The following is a 17,455-nucleotide window of genomic DNA, read 5'->3' on the forward strand; positions in this document are numbered from 1 at the left end:
CGGGTTTGATGAATAAAAAGCCGGATGAAATCAGTCCGAACCGGCAACATCAATGCCGCCGCAGTGGAATTTCAGCGCCGGTTCGACATCCTGTGCCAGCCAGGTCGGTCCATCAAGATCGATAAACTTCGCCCCTGCCGTCAGCGGTAAAGCGGCGCGAACCGCCCGTGATGTGCACAACATGCAGCCGGGCATGATCTCAAAACCCTGTTCACGCGCGGCGGCTGCCAGCAGCAGTGCGCCGGTCAGACCGCCGGTTTTATCCAGTTTAATATTCACCATGTCATAACGGTTTTTCAGCGCGGGTAAGCCTTCCACCGTATGACAACTTTCGTCGGCGCAAACCGGCAGCGGGTGGATAAAATTTTCCAGCGCCGAATCTTCACCGGCGGGCAGCGGTTGTTCGAGCATCAGGATGCCAAGGTCAGCCAGCAACTGACAGCGCGCCGCCAGCCCGTCGCTCTGCCAGGCTTCATTGGCATCGACAATCAGCGAGGCATTCGGCACGGCGGCCCGCACAGCCACCAGACGCTCTGCGATCAGCCGGTCATCAAGTTTGATTTTCAGCAGCGTCGCCCCCTTCTGTTGCAAGGCCAGCGCCGCTTCGGCCATGGCTTCCGGCGTACCCATGCTCACGGTCTGCGCCATGCTGACGGATGCCAGTGGTTCTGTGCCGGTCAGTTGCCATAAATTCAGGCCACTCGTCCGGGATTCAAGGTTCCACAGCGCACAGTCCAGCGCATTACGTGCAGCACCCGCCGGAAGCATATGTTGCAATTGTTCACGGGTAGCGCCCTGTTCAATCGCCGTTGCCACGCTGCCAATTTGCGCCATCACCGATGTTTCACTTTCATCATAACGCGGATACGGCGTACATTCCCCGACGCCACGAATGCCGTTTTCTTCAATTTCAACCACGACTACCCGCGCTTCAGTACGGCTGCCACGCGAAATGACGAACGGTGTATGTAACGGCCAGGCTTCCGGATAAAAACGAACATTTCTCATAACGTCTCCAGTGGTGAAATGCGCCCTGCGGGTTACAATCAACATATACAAGTTATTAACAAATAATCTATATCCAACATAGCATTGTTACCCTAAACTGAAAGCCGTTTGACTCCAATGGACATAGGAAATAATCATGACCCAGACAGTACACTTTCAGAGCAACCCGGTTAGCGTTGCAGGCAAAATCCCACAAAAAGGCGATGTCGCCAAGCCTTTCAGCCTGGTCGCTAAAGATCTTTCTGATGTCAGCCTGAGCAGCTTTGCAGGCAAGCGTAAAGTCCTGAACATTTTCCCAAGTATTGATACCGGCGTTTGCGCCACGTCTGTGCGCAAATTCAATCAGCTGGCGGGCGAAATCGACAACACCGTGGTACTGTGCATTTCGGCTGATCTGCCCTTCGCCCAGTCCCGTTTCTGCGGCGCGGAAGGTCTGTCTAACGTGGTCACATTGTCCACCCTGCGTGGCGGTGATTTCAAATCCGAATACGGCGTGGGTATCACCGACGGCGCATTGGCGGGTCTGACCGCGCGTGCCGTGGTGGTTCTGGATGGTCAGGACAACGTGCTGTACAGCGAACTGGTGAATGAAATCACCACCGAGCCTGACTATGAATCTGCGCTGGCTGTGCTGAAGTAATCACCGCTTCACAGGCAACAGATGAAAAAAAAGCAACGGCGTAATCCGTTGCTTTTTTTATGTATGCGATCCCTGAGAAGCAAATTACTCTTCGCTGTCGCCCGTTTCTCCCCGACGGCTGCTGAGGCCGTATTCGCGCAGTTTATTGGCAATGGCCGTATGCGACACCCCCAGACGTTTCGCCAGTTTACGCGTACTCGGATAAGTGCGGTAAAGACGGGTCAGCACGGAACGTTCGAAACGTTTACTGATATCGTCGAGCGAGCCGTTCAGCGCTTCCTCACCGAGGGTCACTTCCGCATCAAAATCTGGCAGAACGATGTCCTGCGGGCGCAGTTCGCCGCCTTCCAGTTGCGTCAGTGCGCGATAAATGGCGTTCTTCAACTGACGGACGTTGCCCGGCCAGCCGTAATGCGTCAGGTAATTCGCCAACTGTGAGGACAGCCTTGGACGCGGCATGCCCTGTTCATCAGAGAAACGCGCCACGAACAGCTCGGTCAGTGGCATCACATCCGCCGGGCGATCGCGCAGTGGTGGCAGTGTCAGGCTCAGCACGTTAAGACGGTAATACAGATCCTCACGGAATTCGCCACGCTGCACCAGTTCCACCAGATTTTTTTGGGTGGCGCACATCACACGGACGTCCACCTTCACTTCATGCTCTTCACCCACGCGGCGGAAGGTACCGTCATTGAGAAAACGCAGCAGTTTGATCTGCATCCGGGGTGACATCTCACCGATTTCATCGAGAAGTACGGAACCGCCGTTAGCCTGTTCGAAGAAGCCTTTCTTGCCTTCCAGCGCATTCGGATAGGCGCCGGCAGCGTAACCAAACAGCTCGCTTTCTACTACGTCATCCGGCAAAGAGGCACAGTTAAGGCCGAGGAACGGTTTCTTACCCCGTGCGCTGCGCAGATGGCAGGCGTGAGCCAGTAAATCTTTGCCGGTGCCGGTGTCACCGACAATCAGCAGCGGCGCATCCAGCATGGCAAGTTTGCGCGCCTGATCTAAAACGTGACGCATTTTGGTACTGACCGCGACGATGTGGTCAAACTCGCTGTCGTCGTTAACGGTCAGATCCTGCAACTGGCGCCCCATGCGGGCGGCCGATTTGAGCATGACAACAGCGCCGGCAATCCCGCCTTTTTTGTCTTCGTCATCCACGTGGATTGGCGTGAGGTCCATCAGAAAATCCTGACTGCGGATCACAATACGTTCAGTATGTGGCTGGGCATTGTCGCTTTCCAGCCAGCGCGTGACGTTGTAACCGGTGATCAGGTTTGCTGCCGTCACGGTGCGGATTTTGTCTTCATCGAGTTCAAACAATGCCATCGCGGCCGGGTTAGCCTGTTCGACCTTGCCTTTCATATCAATGGAAAAAACCGGTTCCGGCATGGAAACCAGCAAAGCGCGCAGCGCGCGGTGTTCGCGCTCGGAAGGCATGAACGGCACGGTCCGCACATCCGTTACGCCATCGATGCGGCGGATTTCAGCCATCAGGGCGCGAAAAGTATCAAAATCCAGTTGGGAAAAATTCAGGTAAATGCGGCCAATCGAGGCAATCTCGATACCGCGTAAATCGATACTGCGTAAAACCAGTAAATCGAGGAGTTCACGGGTGAGACCCAGGCGGTCTTCGCAAAAAACTTCCAGACGCATCAGTGTTGACCTTTTTCTGCCGGTGCGGAAATCGCTGCAGGCATAATACTCTTTCATGTACAGCGGAAGAAGAGACTGTCACGAAAAGTTGACAAAATAATTCACTTAATGACCACGGCCCACCCTGATGATCCGGTCTGTATTTTGCTGTGGCAGTGATTTGTGCTGTCCGCACCCGCCATATGCCGGTTTCTCCCTTCGCCCTTTTTCTGCTACTATCGCCCTTCTGATTTCATCGCCCAATGGTTCCCGACTATGAAGTTCGTCTCCTTTAATATCAACGGATTGCGCGCCCGCCCACATCAGCTTGCGGCAATAATCGAACAGCACCAGCCTGACGTTATTGGTTTACAAGAAACCAAGGTGCATGACGATATGTTCCCGCTGGAAGAAGTCAGCCAGCATGGTTACCACGTCTTTTATCATGGACAAAAAGGCCATTACGGCGTCGCCATGCTGACGAAGCAAGAACCCGTCGCTGTACGCCGGGGTTTCCCCGGTGATGATGAAGAATCTCAGCGCCGTATCATCATGACCGATATCGAAACGCCGCAAGGTATTCTGACGGTGATCAACGGTTATTTCCCGCAAGGCGAGAGCCGTGACCATCCGACCAAATTCCCGGCCAAAGAGAAATTTTACCGTGATTTGCAGGATTATCTGACCACCAGCTTGTCGGTGAATAATCCGGTCGTGGTGATGGGCGATGTGAATATCAGTCCGACTGATCTGGACATCGGTATCGGCGAAGATAGCCGTAAACGCTGGCTGCGCACCGGTAAATGTTCCTTCCTGCCGGAAGAGCGTGAGTGGATGGATCGCCTGAAAGGCTGGGGGCTGGTAGACACCTTTCGCGCGGCGAACCCGGACACTGCCGATCAATTTTCGTGGTTTGATTACCGCTCGCGCGGCTTCGATGAAAACCGCGGTCTGCGTATCGATCTGATCATGGCGAGCACGCCGCTGGCCGCGCGTTGCACCGCCACCGGGATTGATTACGCTATCCGCGGGATGGAAAAGCCGTCTGACCATGCGCCTATCTGGGCAACGTTCGATCTGAAATAATGCCATGAAGACGATTGAGGTGGTCGCTGCCCTGATTGAGTGCGAAGGCAAATTGCTGATCGCCCGACGGGATGCGTCCGGCGATCAGGCCGGTTTGTGGGAATTCCCCGGCGGAAAAGTGGAAGCCGGGGAAAGTCAGCCCGCCGCATTAGTGCGTGAGTTGTGGGAAGAAATGCGCATTAACGCGACGGTGACCGGTTTTGTCGCCACCAGCGAGGTACAACACGCGGCACGGCTGATCCGTCTGCACGGCTGGCGGGTCAGCGGATTCACCGGGACAATAACGTTACAGTGTCACTCTGAAATCCGCTGGGTAACGCCCGCCGAAGTGTTATCGTTTGAACTGGCACCGGCAGATGTTCCGCTTATCGAAGCTTATCTGATGAAACTTGCCACGTAACCGGCTACTGCAAACAAAAAGGCGCGGACTGTTGCCCGTCACGCGCCTTTTCTTTATCTGAAGATTGAGACGGTGTTATTTCTTCAACACTTCCCATTTCAGCTCGTTGGTGCCCACCACGTTCGGGTCACGTGAGCATTGCAACACCACGCTGTCTTCCGTAACCACCGCACCTTCGCTGTAACTCTGGTTATTGTAGATGCAACAATTGTGACAGGTCGGCGCACTGTTATTGTTGTTGCCGCTGTTCTCCCAGATTTGCGGCGGCAAGGGCACCACAACATCCGCGCCGTTGCCAATATTGCTGCGGTTAGCCATTGCGGGTGCAGCCAGCAATGCGGAACTGATCAGCCATGTCATCAGCGCTTTACGGATAAAAATATTATTCATCACTGTTTGCGTCCTTCCCTTTGGTGCTCGCTTTGCGTCGTTTAGGGGCGCTTTTGCCTTTCGCTGCAGCGCCTGCTGGTTTGGAAGGCAGACTGCGGAATGCTGAAGACACCCGGTTCGTTTTGGCCTGCATGATGAGATTCTGCAACGTGGCGACCAGCGGTTGCATGAAATCCTGATAACGGCAGCTTTTTTCACTGATACGCGTCAGCGTGGATTCCCAGTCAGCGGTCATATCCGGGCGGGCAGCGATGTCCGGCAGCGAGTGGATCAAGGCACGCCCCGTATCGCTGGAATGAATATAGCGCCCTTTCTTATACAAAAATTCGCGGCGAAACAGCAGTTCGATAATCCCGGCACGCGTCGCTTCGGTCCCCAGTCCGTCAGTCGCACGCAGAATTTTTTTCAGTTCCTTATCCTGCACAAAACGCGCAATCCCGGTCATGGCGGAAAGTAATGTCGCATCGGTAAAAGGCCGCGGCGGCTGGGTCTGACGCTCAACCACTTCTCCGTGCTCGCACAACAGTTCATCACCTTTTGCGACCACCGGCAGCGGAGTACCTTCGTTTTCCTCGTCGCGTTCTTTACTGCCCAGCAATGTGCGCCAGCCTGCCTCAGCCAGGAAACGCGCTTTGGCGATAAATTTACCGCCCGCGATATCCAGGTCGATCACACATTTGCGATACACCGCATCCGGGCAGAATTGCATCAGATACTGACGTGCCACCAGACCGTAAATCTTACGTTCGTCATCGGTCAGGTTGACGTGACTGCTGCGCGCTGTCGGGATGATCGCATGGTGCGCATCGACCTTTTTGTCGTCCCAGCAGCGGTTACGCAAATCAGTATCTATCACCGGTTGTGGCATCAGATCAGGACGGTGAATACCGATAGCGTTCAGCACGGCGTGACGCCCGGCAAAGTGCTCTTCTGGCAGATATCGGCAATCCGAACGCGGATACGTAATCAATTTGTGCGTTTCGTACAATTTCTGGCAGATATCGAGGATCTGCTGGGCGCTCAGGCCAAAGGCTTTTGAGCCTTCAATCTGCAATGTGGAGAGCGAAAACGGCAACGGCGCAATGTCATTCTCACGCTTGTCATTATAGCCGGTGACCATTGCCGGTTGTCCGGCAATGCGGGCCACAACGTGATCGGCCAGCGGACGGTGCAGCAAACGGCCCTCTTCATCCTGATAGGGTTCGCAGGAATCACTCGGCTGCCACAGCGCCACAAAACGCTCTTCGGCAGGCGTAACAATGTGGGCTTTCACTTCAAAGAAATCTTTCGGCACGAAGTTTTCGATATCTTCGTCGCGGCGTACCACCAGCCCGAGAACCGGCGTCTGCACGCGTCCGACGGAAAGCACACCGTTGTAACCGGCGTTGCGCCCCAGAATTGTATAGGCGCGGGTCATGTTGATGCCGTAAAGCCAGTCGGCGCGGGCGCGGGCCAGCGCGGAGACACACAGCGGAATAAAATCGCGGTTATCACGCAGACGTTCAATAGCGCGCTCAACGGCCTGCGGGTTGAGATCGTTAATCAGGCAGCGCTGGGTAGCCTGGCGTTTTTCCGGCGTCAGTTCGAGATAATCCAGCACTTCATCCACCAGTAATTGCCCTTCGCGATCCGGGTCGCCGGCGTGGACGACCTGCGAGGCTTCGAGCAATAAACGCTTAATCACGTTGAGTTGTTTGGCGACTGAAGCGCGCGGCTGAAGCTGCCATTTTTCAGGAATAATGGGCAGATCCGCCAGTGACCAGCGCGCAAAACGGCTGTCGTAGGCGTCGGGTTGCGCCTGTTCAAGTAAGTGCCCGACGCACCAGGTCACTACCTGATCGTTACCACAGGCAATATAACCATCACCGCGGCGATGAGGTTTCGGCAGGACATCCGCAATCGCACGGGCAAGGCTGGGCTTTTCGGCAATGAACAGACGCATCAACAGGCACCTGTTTGCGGTGTAATCGCGACAAAAATTTCCATTCCACCCTTCATTTCACTACGTCCTCATCATGCAGAATGGCTATGTTAGCCGCTGGCGGCGTAATTAGTAAGATGGTTAAAAGGATCCGCGAGAGTGGTCGCTCATTTAGGCAGCAAAAAACCGGTTTAATCGGAAAAGGCCGATCAAAACCGGTTAATCAGTGAGCATTCTGGTTTTATAAATGCGTGACGAAGGGTGAGCTGTCGGCCGGGATCACCTGCAGACTGGCTTTCAGCTGCGGCGTGCCGAGATACAGGAAACCGACAATTTTGTCGTTTTCACCGCATTTGAATGCCTTGCGCACGTCCGGATGATCGGTCCACGCGCCGGTACGCCAGATGCCATTAAAACCCTGCGCCAGCGCGGCCATCTGCATGGCGTGCACGGCGCATCCGGCGGAAAGCAGCTGTTCCCACTGTGGCACTTTCGGGCTTTCTTTGCAGGCAGCAATCACGGTAATAATTTGTGGTGCACGCAAGGGGGCCTGCGTGGCTTTTTCGATGGCTTTTTCATCGGCACCGTCTTTGATGGCTGCCGCGCGCAGCACTTCGCTGAAGCGGGTCAGACCGTCGTTTTCAGCAATCACAAACCGCCAGGGCTGGAGCGCACCGTGATCCGGAGCCCGCATACCGGCATGGATGATATTTTGCAGTGCTTCGCCCGCCGGTGCCGGAGCAGCCAGACGGGAAGCAGAACGGCGGTTAAGTAATAAATCCAAAGCGTCCATGGTGTTCTCCTGAGAATAATTGCTATTTGGATTACGTTAACATAAGCGTAACGCCTTTTTCCAACAGTCAGATGGCTTTCAGATAATGCATCACTGCCAAATTCTGACATGATTTAAAGCTGACATTTTTCTGGCGGGTCATTAGGATAGCGGGACTTATCTGTCTTGTTGGAGAGACCATGCGCACATTGTGGCGAATTATCGCCGGTTTTTTTAAGTGGACCTGGCGTCTTCTTAATTTCGTCAGAGAATTTATTCTCAACGTATTTCTGATCCTCATCATTCTGGCCGGTGTTGGCATCTGGTATGCCGTACAGGACAAACCGGTTGAGGCGACTAAAGGCGCGCTGCTGGTTGACCTGAGCGGAACGGTGGTCGATAAACCTTCTGTGAATAATAAAATTCGCCAGTGGGGTCGCGAATTGCTCGGCACCTCGAGCAGCCGTCTGCAGGAAAACTCACTGTTTGATCTCGTCGATACGATTCGCGCGGCAAAAGATGACAAAAACGTTACCGGGATTGTGTTACAGCTGACCGATTTCACCGGTACGGATCAGTCATCGATGCAGTATATCGGTAAAGCACTGCGTGAATTCCGCGATACAGGCAAACCGGTTTACGCCATCGGCGACAGTTATAACCAGTCGCAATATTATCTGGCCAGCTATGCCAACAAAATTTACCTGTCGCCACAGGGCGCGGTCGATCTTCACGGTTTTGCAACCAATAATCTGTATTACAAATCGCTGCTGGATAAGCTGAAAGTCACCACCCATATCTTCCGCGTCGGAACCTATAAATCTGCCGTTGAGCCATTGATCCGTGATGATATGTCCCCTGCCGCCCGTGAGGCCGATAGCCGCTGGATCGGCGGACTCTGGACCAACTATCTCAATACCGTCTCAGCTAACCGCCAGATAACCCCTGAACAATTGTTCCCGGGGGCAGCGGGCGTGCTGGCGGGGATGCAGGCAACCGGCGGTGACATGGCGCAATATGCGCTGAAAGCCAAACTCGTTGATGCACTGGCGTCACGCACCGAAGCCGACAATGAAATGGTAAAAGCCTTTGGCTGGAATAAAAACACCAAAGACTTTAATTACACCAGCATTTACGATTACTCGCCGAAACCAAAACCGGACAATAACGATCCGCAAATCGCAGTGATCTTTGCGACCGGTGCGATCAACGACGGTGAGGAACAACCGGGTGCCGTCGGTGGTGACACCACAGCACAGCAAATTCGTGATGCCCGTCTGGATCCGAAAGTGAAAGCGATTATCCTGCGCGTTAACAGCCCGGGCGGCAGCGTCAGTGCTTCTGAAGTGATCCGTTCTGAACTGGCTGCCGCAAAAGCCGCAGGCAAGCCGGTTGTGGTATCAATGGGCGGGATGGCGGCATCCGGCGGTTACTGGATTTCAACCCCGGCCAACTATATTATCGCCAGCCCGAGCACCCTCACCGGCTCCATCGGTATCTTTGGCGTGATCAACACCTATCAGAACACGCTCGATTATGCGGGCGTGCATACCGATGGCGTGGCAACGTCGCCGCTGGCGGATATCGCTTCCACCAAAGCGCTGCCACCAGAATTCTCGCAGATGATGCAGCTGAACATTGAGAATGGTTACAAAACCTTCCTGGGTCTGGTGGCCGATTCCCGCCACAGAACACCTGAGCAAATCGATCAGATTGCCCAGGGTCATGTGTGGATCGGTTCTGATGCCAAAGCCAATGGTCTGGTGGATGAGCTGGGTGATTTCGATGATGCCGTGAAGAAAGCCGCTGAACTGGCGAAGCTACCAAACTGGCAACTGAACTGGTATGTCAGTGAACCAAGCCTGAGCGACCTGGTGTTCTCGCAGGTCAGCACATCGGTCCATGCCATGTTACCGGCTGCGATCCAGGCTTATTTGCCTGCGCCTGTCAGCAAAATGGCGACGGAGTTGAAATCGCAGGCTGATCTGTTCAGCAATATGAATGACCCGCAAAACCGTTACGCACTTTGCCTGACCTGTGGGGATGTGAAGTAAGGTTCAGTGTTGGGATAAAGAATCACCCTAATATACAGCCCGGAGCTTCTTGCTGAGAACTCCGGGCTTTTTTATGGTGGGACGCCAGCCGCGAAGTCTTTATACTTAGGGCAGTTGCTTTCACCTTTCTAAAAAAAGAACCTCTCGATGACTAAAAAATCTATTTACGTTGCCTATACCGGCGGCACAATCGGTATGCAGCGTTCTGAACAGGGTTACATTCCGGTTTCCGGCCATTTACAACGCCAGCTGGCGCTGATGCCGGAGTTCCACCGCCCGGAAATGCCTGAATTCACTATTCAGGAATATGCGCCCCTGATGGATTCCTCCGACATGACGCCGGAAGACTGGCAACACATTGCCGACGATATCCAGGCGCATTATGACGACTATGACGGTTTCGTTATCCTGCACGGCACCGACACCATGGCGTTTACCGCTTCCGCCCTGTCGTTCATGCTGGAAAACCTGAGCAAGCCGGTTATTGTGACAGGGTCACAAATCCCACTGGAAGCATTGCGTTCTGACGGGCAAATCAACCTGCTGAACTCGCTGTATATCGCGGCGAATCATCCGGTCAACGAAGTCACCCTGTTCTTCAATAACCGCCTGTACCGGGGTAACCGCAGCACCAAGGCACATGCCGATGGTTTCGATGCCTTTGCGTCACCGAACCTTTCGCCACTGCTGGAAGCCGGGATCCACATCCGCCGCCTTTCCACCCCCTCACTGCCACAAGTGCCTGCGGCGAAACTGAAAGTTCACCACATTACACCGCAGCCCATTGGCGTGGTGACAATTTATCCGGGCATTTCAGCCGAAGTGGTACAAAATTTCCTGATGCAACCGGTGAAAGCGCTGATCCTGCGTTCGTACGGCGTCGGTAACGCCCCGCAAAAAGGTGATCTGCTGAAAGTGCTGAAAGACGCGTCTGAGCGTGGCATCGTGGTAGTCAATCTGACCCAATGCATCTCAGGACGCGTCAACATGGGCGGCTATGCCACCGGCAATGCCCTTGCCCATTCAGGCGTGATCAGCGGCTTTGATATGACCGTAGAAGCGGCGCTGACTAAACTGCATTATCTGCTGAGTCAGTCGCATTCTCCGCAGGTCATCCGCGAACTGATGCAGCAAAATCTGCGCGGTGAACTGACTGAATAAATAAGGGGAGCGAGATGAAATCTGCTTTGTTGCTGGTCGATCTGCAAAACGATTTTTGTCGCGGTGGCGCACTGGCCGTGACTGACGGCGACGCCACGGTTGCGGTCGCCAATAAAATGATGACGTGGTGTAAAGAACAAGATATTGCCGTGGTGGCGTCGCAGGACTGGCATCCTGCCGGTCATCGCAGCTTTGCTACCAATTCCCGCGCGGAGCCCTGGACGCAGGGCGAGCTTAACGGCCTGCCGCAGGTCTGGTGGCCGGTTCACTGCGTTCAGCATGAACCGGGCGCAGAATTTCATCCGGCACTGAACCTGCCGTTGGTGGATTTTGTGGTGCAGAAAGGCACCAATCCTGACATCGACAGTTACAGTGCATTCTTCGACAACGGACATCGTGCTGCAACGGTGCTCAATGACTGGCTGAAAGCGGCGCAGATCACGCATTTATATGTGATGGGGCTGGCGACGGACTACTGTGTGAAATTCACCGTGCTGGATGCGCTGGAACTGGGATATCAGGTGACCCTGCTGACCGACGGCTGCCGTGGTGTCAACTTACAGCCAGAAGACAGTACTGAAGCGGTTGTGACCCTGCGTAAGGCGGGTGCGAAAATCAGTACGTCTGCGGATATTACCGGCTGACGCTGTCTTCCGGCTTATGAAAAAAACCGCCCCGAAAAGGAGGGCGGTTTGCCGCAAAGGTTTCCCTGGTGTCGGGGGTCAAGATGATGATACGCGGCCTAACTCTTGATCGAAACGCTGCCAGCTTTCTGTTAAATCGATGACTGAACGTTTTTTTCGCGCTTCGTCGATTTTTATTGCCGTTAACCCGGCCTCAAGTGCATCCACCACAGAGACATTAAGCGGGCTGCCTGTCTTAAGATGTTTCACTACATGTTCGGCCATCAGTGCATCCGCACCGTAATGACCGTCATAGGCATTACCTTCGTATTCGGTAGAAATTACTTTATCCCCCGAACGTGCATCATGAACCCGGAAGAAATTACGTACAAAGTCCCCCTCTGCCATGCCCTGTGAGCCAATCACGCAGAAACGGCGGAATTCATCAGGAACGTTCAGATTGGCGTGAAACGCCAGCGTTGCACCGCCGCTATATTCAATCAACGCAGTCTGGTAATCGATAATGTCGGCATCGCTGGTAAATACCGCATCGGTACCTGACCAGCCGCTGGGTTTACTATGGTAAAGCCCGGCACTGGCGTTAAAATCACCCCGGGGTTCCTGATCTGGTGTGAACGACTTTCGCCCGCCAAAACTCGCCACTCTCACCGGTCTTTCCCCCATCAGGCCCTGATAGAGATCGATATCGTGGCAGCATTTTTCCAGAATGTACGGGCCGGCATATTTCTCATAGCGACGCCAGTCCCGTTGGAAAAAAGCGCCATGGAACGGGCGGATGTGCTCGGTGGCCTCAATCGAAGCAATCTCCCCCAACAACCCTTGCTGCCTGGCGTGCATCAAATCAATAAACAACGGCGAATAGCGCAGCACCAGACCCACAATAATATTGTCTGAGCCGTATTGCCTGATCAGCGCGGCCATCGCCAGGGTTTGCTCTTCGTTAATCACCACTGGCTTTTCAGTAAACACTCGCTTACCCGCCTCAAGGCCAGCCCTGACATGCTCCAGATGCAGATAATTTGGTGAGCCCACCATTAACAGGTCGAAATCGGCATTTTTAAGCAGATCATCGAGCGACGAATACGCATCTCCCGGCTTGATACCAAAGGTATGAAGATTAGGCAGACCGGCAGGCGCGGGGTCAACGTACCCGGCGATACTAAATTCCGGGTCTACCTTATGAAACTCATTAACCACATTGGACATGCGAAAACCGAGACCGACAATGCCTACTTTCATGTTTTATCCCCTGGCTGCCTTAATAAGGTGAGCTCAATGCTAAGGTCTGCGCCGGAGGAAGGTCGCCCGGCATACAATTGTATAATGATTAAACACCAACTTATTACGGTGATAAAAGTAATGTCAACAAACCTGACAGCGCATAAAGAGCATTATTGATTTATATCATTGAATATATTGATATTAATTTTATAATTATTTTCGATGTTTTTTACTGTTGCGATTTATGTTTTTTTACCCTATCTTTTGGCTCATCACAGGTCATCCGTTTCAATAGCTTATAAGGCTTGTGCTGCGGCGTCAGGCAGGAGGGGAATTTTGCAACCAGAATACTTCGTTGGAATTGATGCCGGTGGAACACAATGTCGGGCACGACTTACCGACCATCAGGGCAATGTGTTGGCACATAGCAGCACAGGCTCAGCCAACATATTCAGCGACTTTAAGGGCGCAATCGACGCCGCGCTGGCCGCCGTTGAAAACTGCTTCAGTATTGCTGAACTCCCCGCAGGTTCGCATCAAAAAACCGCTGCCGCCTTTGGTTTTGCCGGTGCAAATGTTACCCGCATTCGTCAGCAGGCGCTGGACTGGCCGATGCCCTTTCTGCAACGGGACATCGCCTCCGATGTGGAGATTGCCTGCCTCGGCGCACACGCGGGCCAGCCAGGCGCGGTGCTGATTGTCGGCACCGGAAGTCAGGGAACGGCCTACGACGGTCAGCACTTTCATTCCGTCGGTGGATGGGGATTTGCCCTTTCCGATGGCGGCTCCGGCGCGCAGCTGGGCCGCAGCGCACTTCGGCTCGCCCTGCGTTGCCACGAGGGTCTTTCCGCGCCCTCGCCGCTCACAGATATCGTCATGGCGTATTTCGACAACAGCCCTGAAAATATGCTCCAGTGGACGCTTGCGGCAACGCCCGCGCAATGGGGAACATTTGCACCGTGGGTTTTCGAACATGCCGCGCGTCAGGACAGCAACGCTCTGTCGCTGGTTCATCGCCTTGCCGCAGATATCGGGCAACATCTTTCCTTTCTGGTGAACACCAGTCAGGCTAAAGTTTGCCTGATGGGCGGCATTGCACAACCTGTGACTCCCTATCTTTCACCCAAATTACAGCAACAACTGGTTGCACCGCAGGGTGATGCCCTGCAGGGCGCGTTGTTGTTGGCAGCACATCATCAAACGCTTGTGCTAAATTCAACGCAACGCCCCCCTTACACAAAAGATGACCGCCTAAAATTATGACCGCTGCTAACAAAATTGCTCCTAACGTTTCGGCCCGCCTCCTGCGTCTGATTGTCGAAAACGCCCCCATCAGCCAGTCTGATTTGAAAGTCCGCAGCGGATTAAGTATGTCGACGGTTTCTCAGGCCACTAACCGGCTGCTGGCAAAAGGCATCATCCACGAACTTGGTCTGCGCCGGGAATCGATGGGACGCCCCAAAATTTTACTGGGTCTTGATCCGGATCAGGCAGCCGTAGTGGGTATTCAGCTTAACGCTGAACGCAATCTGATTGTGATGACCGATCTTAACGGCAGGCTGATTGGCGAACAGCAAATTCCGAGCGGCGCCATGACGCCTAAACAGCTCAGCGATGCGCTGGCGAAATTCCTTAAAAGTGTAGATGCCAACAAAGTCGGAGCAATCGGGCTGGCGTTATCGGGTATTGTCGACCCTGACAGCGGCTCGTGCGTTCGCTCCAAAGTCCTGGACTGGACAAATGTGCCCATTGCCAACATTCTGGCCGAGCGCTTCAACATACCGGTTTATATCGAAAACGATGCCAACGCCATGGCACTGGCCACACTGGTGTTCGGTCAGTTGGGCAATGCGCAATCGGCGATTATTGCCACCTACGGCAAGGGGATTGGCGCGGGGATCATTATCGAACGCCAGCTCTATCGCGGCAGGCACGGGACGGCGGGAGAAATTGGAAACGGCCTGATTGGTGACGGGACATCAGCCAATCTGGAGGAAGTCGCATCTTCAGGCGCTATTCTCAAGGCGCTGGCGGCACAAACTAATAGCCCTGAAATGACCAATCTGCTTGAAATTGATCAACATCCCTCTCCCGCCGCACTTGAAATTTTGGCCAGTGCCGGGCAGTACATCGGCATCTCACTTGCCAACCTCTCGATAGCACTCGATCCGGATGTTGTTTATCTGGCGATGGAACCTTCTATGGCCTCGCGGATCTTGCTGGAAAACATCACCATGAATTTTCAGGCAAACCGCCTGAAACTCACGCCGCAACTGACGCCGCTGATGTTTCTCACTGATTCAAACAGGATGTGGGCGCTGGGCGCAGCGGGCTTTGCGGTGAATAAACTGATTGATATTTTAGCGGCATCGGCAGACGAAGAGTAACTGAGCGGAGCCTCCTCCCGTCGGGAGGAGGCAACCGACGGGAAAAACTTAGCGAATTCTCTCACCGCTTTGCGCAAACAGCAGGCACTCTTTTGCATTGATGCCAAACCTGACGGTGTCGCCGTTGGCACACAACTCCAGCTGACGTTGTTCAACAACCAACGTTTTCTCGTCCTCATAATCCAGATAAAGGTAGTTAGTGTGGCCCAGCCGTTCAGCAAAGGTTAATGTGGCGCTGAACTGGCAATCCGCGCTGTCCGGAGAAACGAAATGTTCAGGACGGACCCCCAGCCAGACCTTTCCGCCCTCACCCGGTGGATGCAGGAGCGGTACAATCAGGCTTTCTACACCCAGCGCCGCAATACGTAGTTGAACGTGCCCCCCGGTGGCCGCCACCACCTCAGCCGCCATAAAGTTAATCCGCGGAGAACCGATAAAACCGGCGACAAACATGTTGTCAGGATCATGGTAAAGCCCGAGCGGTGAACCCACCTGTTCAATCACGCCCTGTCGCAGCACAACAATGCGGTCCGCCAGCGTCATCGCTTCAAGCTGATCGTGAGTCACATAAATCATGGTGTTGCCCAGGGATTCATGGAGTTTGGCAATTTCAATGCGCATTTGCAGACGCAATTCGGCGTCCAGGTTCGACAGCGGCTCATCAAAAAGGAAAATTCGTGGCTCGCGGATAATCGCCCGCCCGATGGCGACACGCTGGCGCTGACCACCGGAGAGCGCGCGCGGCATGCGGTCAAGCAGTTCGTTTAAATGCAACTTCTGTGCTGTCAACCCGACCAGCCGTTTGATCTCCGCTTTCGGGCGTTTCGCCACTTCCAGCGGATAGCTTAGATTACCGCGCACGGTCATATTGGGGTACAGAGCGTAAGACTGAAACACCATGGCAATCCCGCGTTCGGTTGCGGGTTGCTGAGTCATATCTACGCCGTCTACCCAGAGGCTTCCCTGTGTAATCTCTTCCAGTCCGGCAATCATGCGCAGCAGCGTTGACTTGCCGCAGCCCGACGGGCCGACAAACACCACAAATTCACCGTCGTTAATCTCCAGATCGATGCCGTGGATCACATTGACGTTTTCATAGGACTTCTTGATCGCCTTGAGCTGTAGGTTAGCCATAAGTCCTCTTTTATAAGATTAAGCCCATATAAATGGCATTGCTGCGCATCAGAAATTTGAATCCCAGCCTGGAATAGAACCCGCAAACTTGCTCGTTTTGCAGGCTGACACCAAGATGTACGCCGCTGACGCCCGCTGCACGTAATGCATTGAGTTCAGTTTCAATCATCATCCGGCCATGTCCGCCCTTCTGTGCGGCGGGCAAGATATTAATATGCAGATGTGCGGGATAAGTGCCGGTCAGTTCATCGGAAGCAGGAGAAGGTTGGCGAATGGCATCCAGCACTTTGTCATCAAGCGGCGCGACAGGCTGACGACCGGCAAACTTTTCACGCAGGGCTGGCCACCACTGCGTTTCGAGACGCCGGTTAAACGCCACCGTATCCCGGGTGCCGACCACATAGCCAACAACCTGATCGTTCTGACACAGCACAAAGGCTAAATCAGGTTCTAATACGGCATAGGGTACAGAGAAGCGCAGCCCAGGATAGGTGGCATCGCTGTACAGCGCCGTGCCATCCTGGCCGGCGTCGGACGTTTTCAAACAAATTGCGGACAGGACGTCGAGGTCACCGGTTGTGGCCTGGCGAATAATAACAGACGGCGTTGGCATAAAAAGTCCCCAGGGTTGTATAAAACCTGTCTTTAAACTAAAGAATGCCTACTTAGTTTGCAATATATAATAATTGCCATTCCGGGCAATCAGTCAACCTATGACGACGATCACAGGTTCACCCAAAAGAAAAACTGATTACCGGCTCATTCCCCGTTAACATCCTATCCTTTATTACCCGGCTAACGCGCTGTAAAGATTACGCAACTCCGTGCACATAACCATAAATTTATCCTATGACTGACAATAAGTTAGCCGGGAAATCACTGTTCAGTATATTCATATGAATTTCTCACTGACATTTAAAATAATTACATTGCAGTGAGCATATTGTACAGTGTTTAACCGCATGATTTAGCCCTAACAGCAGTGATTAATCTGGTTTT

Annotated in this window: 16 protein-coding genes; 8 read left to right on the forward strand and 8 right to left on the reverse strand. The window is 53.7% G+C overall.

What is annotated here, in order from left to right; translation table 11 throughout:
* Positions 1–30: 30 nt before the first annotated feature.
* A complete protein-coding gene (gene ycjG / locus EVX52_RS05465) occupies positions 31–1,008 on the reverse strand; it encodes an L-Ala-D/L-Glu epimerase (protein WP_129990790.1) in 978 nt (325 codons plus the stop codon).
* Between the two features lie 136 nt (positions 1,009–1,144).
* Here ycjG and tpx point away from each other — a divergent pair, with 136 nt between their 5' ends.
* Positions 1,145–1,648, forward strand: coding sequence for a thiol peroxidase (tpx, locus tag EVX52_RS05470; RefSeq protein ID WP_129951154.1), 504 nt, complete (start codon positions 1,145–1,147; stop codon positions 1,646–1,648).
* An 84-nt stretch (positions 1,649–1,732) separates the two neighbouring features.
* Here tpx and tyrR read toward each other — a convergent pair whose 3' ends face one another.
* Positions 1,733–3,307 (reverse strand): transcriptional regulator TyrR, encoded by a 1,575-nt coding sequence (tyrR, locus tag EVX52_RS05475; protein ID WP_129951153.1) that lies wholly within the window; start codon positions 3,305–3,307, stop codon positions 1,733–1,735.
* A gap of 255 nt (positions 3,308–3,562) precedes the next feature.
* Here tyrR and xthA point away from each other — a divergent pair, with 255 nt between their 5' ends.
* Together xthA and EVX52_RS05485 are read left to right on the forward strand one after the other, a co-directional pair.
* Positions 3,563–4,372, forward strand: coding sequence for an exodeoxyribonuclease III (gene xthA / locus EVX52_RS05480; RefSeq protein WP_129990791.1), 810 nt, complete (start codon positions 3,563–3,565; stop codon positions 4,370–4,372).
* A 4-nt stretch (positions 4,373–4,376) separates the two neighbouring features.
* Positions 4,377–4,772: a pyrimidine (deoxy)nucleoside triphosphate diphosphatase gene (locus EVX52_RS05485; protein ID WP_129990792.1), complete on the forward strand. Its 396-nt coding sequence runs from the start codon at positions 4,377–4,379 to the stop codon at positions 4,770–4,772.
* A 75-nt stretch (positions 4,773–4,847) separates the two neighbouring features.
* Here the strand turns inward: EVX52_RS05485 and EVX52_RS05490 are convergent, their stop codons facing one another.
* The 3 genes from EVX52_RS05490 to EVX52_RS05500 all read right to left on the reverse strand — a co-directional run bounded on the left by EVX52_RS05490 (position 4,848) and on the right by EVX52_RS05500 (position 7,876).
* Positions 4,848–5,162, reverse strand: coding sequence for a DUF1496 domain-containing protein (locus EVX52_RS05490; protein WP_129990793.1), 315 nt, complete (start codon positions 5,160–5,162; stop codon positions 4,848–4,850).
* A complete protein-coding gene (locus tag EVX52_RS05495) occupies positions 5,155–7,104 on the reverse strand; it encodes a DNA topoisomerase III (RefSeq protein ID WP_165383681.1) in 1,950 nt (649 codons plus the stop codon). The genes EVX52_RS05490 and EVX52_RS05495 overlap by 8 nt, the downstream gene beginning before the upstream one ends.
* Positions 7,105–7,324: 220 nt before the next feature.
* Positions 7,325–7,876: an NAD(P)H nitroreductase gene (locus tag EVX52_RS05500; protein WP_129951148.1), complete on the reverse strand. Its 552-nt coding sequence runs from the start codon at positions 7,874–7,876 to the stop codon at positions 7,325–7,327.
* 179 nt (positions 7,877–8,055) lie between these two features.
* On the opposite strand from EVX52_RS05500, the gene sppA reads away from it, so the two are divergent.
* The 3 genes from sppA to pncA all read left to right on the forward strand — a co-directional run bounded on the left by sppA (position 8,056) and on the right by pncA (position 11,714).
* Positions 8,056–9,909: a signal peptide peptidase SppA gene (gene sppA, locus EVX52_RS05505; protein ID WP_129951147.1), complete on the forward strand. Its 1,854-nt coding sequence runs from the start codon at positions 8,056–8,058 to the stop codon at positions 9,907–9,909.
* Between the two features lie 147 nt (positions 9,910–10,056).
* On the forward strand, positions 10,057–11,070 hold the full coding sequence (gene ansA / locus EVX52_RS05510) for an asparaginase (RefSeq protein ID WP_129951146.1): 1,014 nt from the start codon (positions 10,057–10,059) through the stop codon (positions 11,068–11,070).
* 14 nt (positions 11,071–11,084) lie between these two features.
* Positions 11,085–11,714: a bifunctional nicotinamidase/pyrazinamidase gene (gene pncA, locus EVX52_RS05515; RefSeq protein ID WP_129951145.1), complete on the forward strand. Its 630-nt coding sequence runs from the start codon at positions 11,085–11,087 to the stop codon at positions 11,712–11,714.
* A gap of 78 nt (positions 11,715–11,792) precedes the next feature.
* On the opposite strand, the gene EVX52_RS05520 is transcribed toward pncA, so the two are convergent.
* Positions 11,793–12,953 carry a Gfo/Idh/MocA family protein gene (locus EVX52_RS05520; RefSeq protein ID WP_129951144.1) on the reverse strand — a complete coding sequence of 387 codons (1,161 nt, stop codon included), beginning with the start codon at positions 12,951–12,953 and terminating at the stop codon, positions 11,793–11,795.
* A gap of 318 nt (positions 12,954–13,271) precedes the next feature.
* Between EVX52_RS05520 and EVX52_RS05525 the strand changes: the two genes are divergently transcribed.
* Both EVX52_RS05525 and EVX52_RS05530 read left to right on the forward strand, forming a co-directional pair.
* Positions 13,272–14,198: a BadF/BadG/BcrA/BcrD ATPase family protein gene (locus EVX52_RS05525; protein WP_129990794.1), complete on the forward strand. Its 927-nt coding sequence runs from the start codon at positions 13,272–13,274 to the stop codon at positions 14,196–14,198.
* Positions 14,195–15,322 carry an ROK family transcriptional regulator gene (locus EVX52_RS05530; RefSeq protein WP_129990795.1) on the forward strand — a complete coding sequence of 376 codons (1,128 nt, stop codon included), beginning with the start codon at positions 14,195–14,197 and terminating at the stop codon, positions 15,320–15,322. Before EVX52_RS05525 ends, EVX52_RS05530 begins: the two co-directional genes overlap by 4 nt.
* A 48-nt stretch (positions 15,323–15,370) precedes the next feature.
* Here EVX52_RS05530 and EVX52_RS05535 read toward each other — a convergent pair whose 3' ends face one another.
* Both EVX52_RS05535 and EVX52_RS05540 read right to left on the reverse strand, forming a co-directional pair.
* Entirely contained in the window at positions 15,371–16,456 is a 1,086-nt protein-coding gene (locus tag EVX52_RS05535; protein WP_129990796.1) for an ABC transporter ATP-binding protein, read from the reverse strand.
* A 10-nt stretch (positions 16,457–16,466) separates the two neighbouring features.
* A complete protein-coding gene (locus EVX52_RS05540; RefSeq protein ID WP_129951140.1) occupies positions 16,467–17,069 on the reverse strand; it encodes a GNAT family N-acetyltransferase in 603 nt (200 codons plus the stop codon).
* Between the last annotated feature and the right edge of the window lie 386 nt (positions 17,070–17,455).

Origin of the sequence: Rahnella sp. CFA14(1/10), from assembly GCF_004195095.1 — a bacterium.
Taxonomy (GTDB): domain Bacteria; phylum Pseudomonadota; class Gammaproteobacteria; order Enterobacterales; family Enterobacteriaceae; genus Rahnella; species Rahnella perminowiae.

Excerpts from the sequence above, each read along its gene's own strand:
- tyrR (WP_129951153.1), bottom strand. The coding sequence starts at position 3,307 with ATGCGTCTGGAAGTTTTTTGCGAAGACCGCCTGGGTCTCACCCGTGAA.
- pncA (WP_129951145.1), top strand. The coding sequence starts at position 11,085 with ATGAAATCTGCTTTGTTGCTGGTCGATCTGCAAAACGATTTTTGTCGC.
- EVX52_RS05485 (WP_129990792.1), top strand. The coding sequence starts at position 4,377 with ATGAAGACGATTGAGGTGGTCGCTGCCCTGATTGAGTGCGAAGGCAAA.
- EVX52_RS05530 (WP_129990795.1), top strand. The coding sequence starts at position 14,195 with ATGACCGCTGCTAACAAAATTGCTCCTAACGTTTCGGCCCGCCTCCTG.
- xthA (WP_129990791.1), top strand. The coding sequence starts at position 3,563 with ATGAAGTTCGTCTCCTTTAATATCAACGGATTGCGCGCCCGCCCACAT.
- EVX52_RS05500 (WP_129951148.1), bottom strand. The coding sequence starts at position 7,876 with ATGGACGCTTTGGATTTATTACTTAACCGCCGTTCTGCTTCCCGTCTG.
- ycjG (WP_129990790.1), bottom strand. The coding sequence starts at position 1,008 with ATGAGAAATGTTCGTTTTTATCCGGAAGCCTGGCCGTTACATACACCG.
- EVX52_RS05540 (WP_129951140.1), bottom strand. The coding sequence starts at position 17,069 with ATGCCAACGCCGTCTGTTATTATTCGCCAGGCCACAACCGGTGACCTC.
- EVX52_RS05520 (WP_129951144.1), bottom strand. The coding sequence starts at position 12,953 with ATGAAAGTAGGCATTGTCGGTCTCGGTTTTCGCATGTCCAATGTGGTT.
- EVX52_RS05535 (WP_129990796.1), bottom strand. The coding sequence starts at position 16,456 with ATGGCTAACCTACAGCTCAAGGCGATCAAGAAGTCCTATGAAAACGTC.
- EVX52_RS05490 (WP_129990793.1), bottom strand. The coding sequence starts at position 5,162 with ATGAATAATATTTTTATCCGTAAAGCGCTGATGACATGGCTGATCAGT.
- sppA (WP_129951147.1), top strand. The coding sequence starts at position 8,056 with ATGCGCACATTGTGGCGAATTATCGCCGGTTTTTTTAAGTGGACCTGG.
- ansA (WP_129951146.1), top strand. The coding sequence starts at position 10,057 with ATGACTAAAAAATCTATTTACGTTGCCTATACCGGCGGCACAATCGGT.
- EVX52_RS05495 (WP_165383681.1), bottom strand. The coding sequence starts at position 7,104 with ATGCGTCTGTTCATTGCCGAAAAGCCCAGCCTTGCCCGTGCGATTGCG.
- tpx (WP_129951154.1), top strand. The coding sequence starts at position 1,145 with ATGACCCAGACAGTACACTTTCAGAGCAACCCGGTTAGCGTTGCAGGC.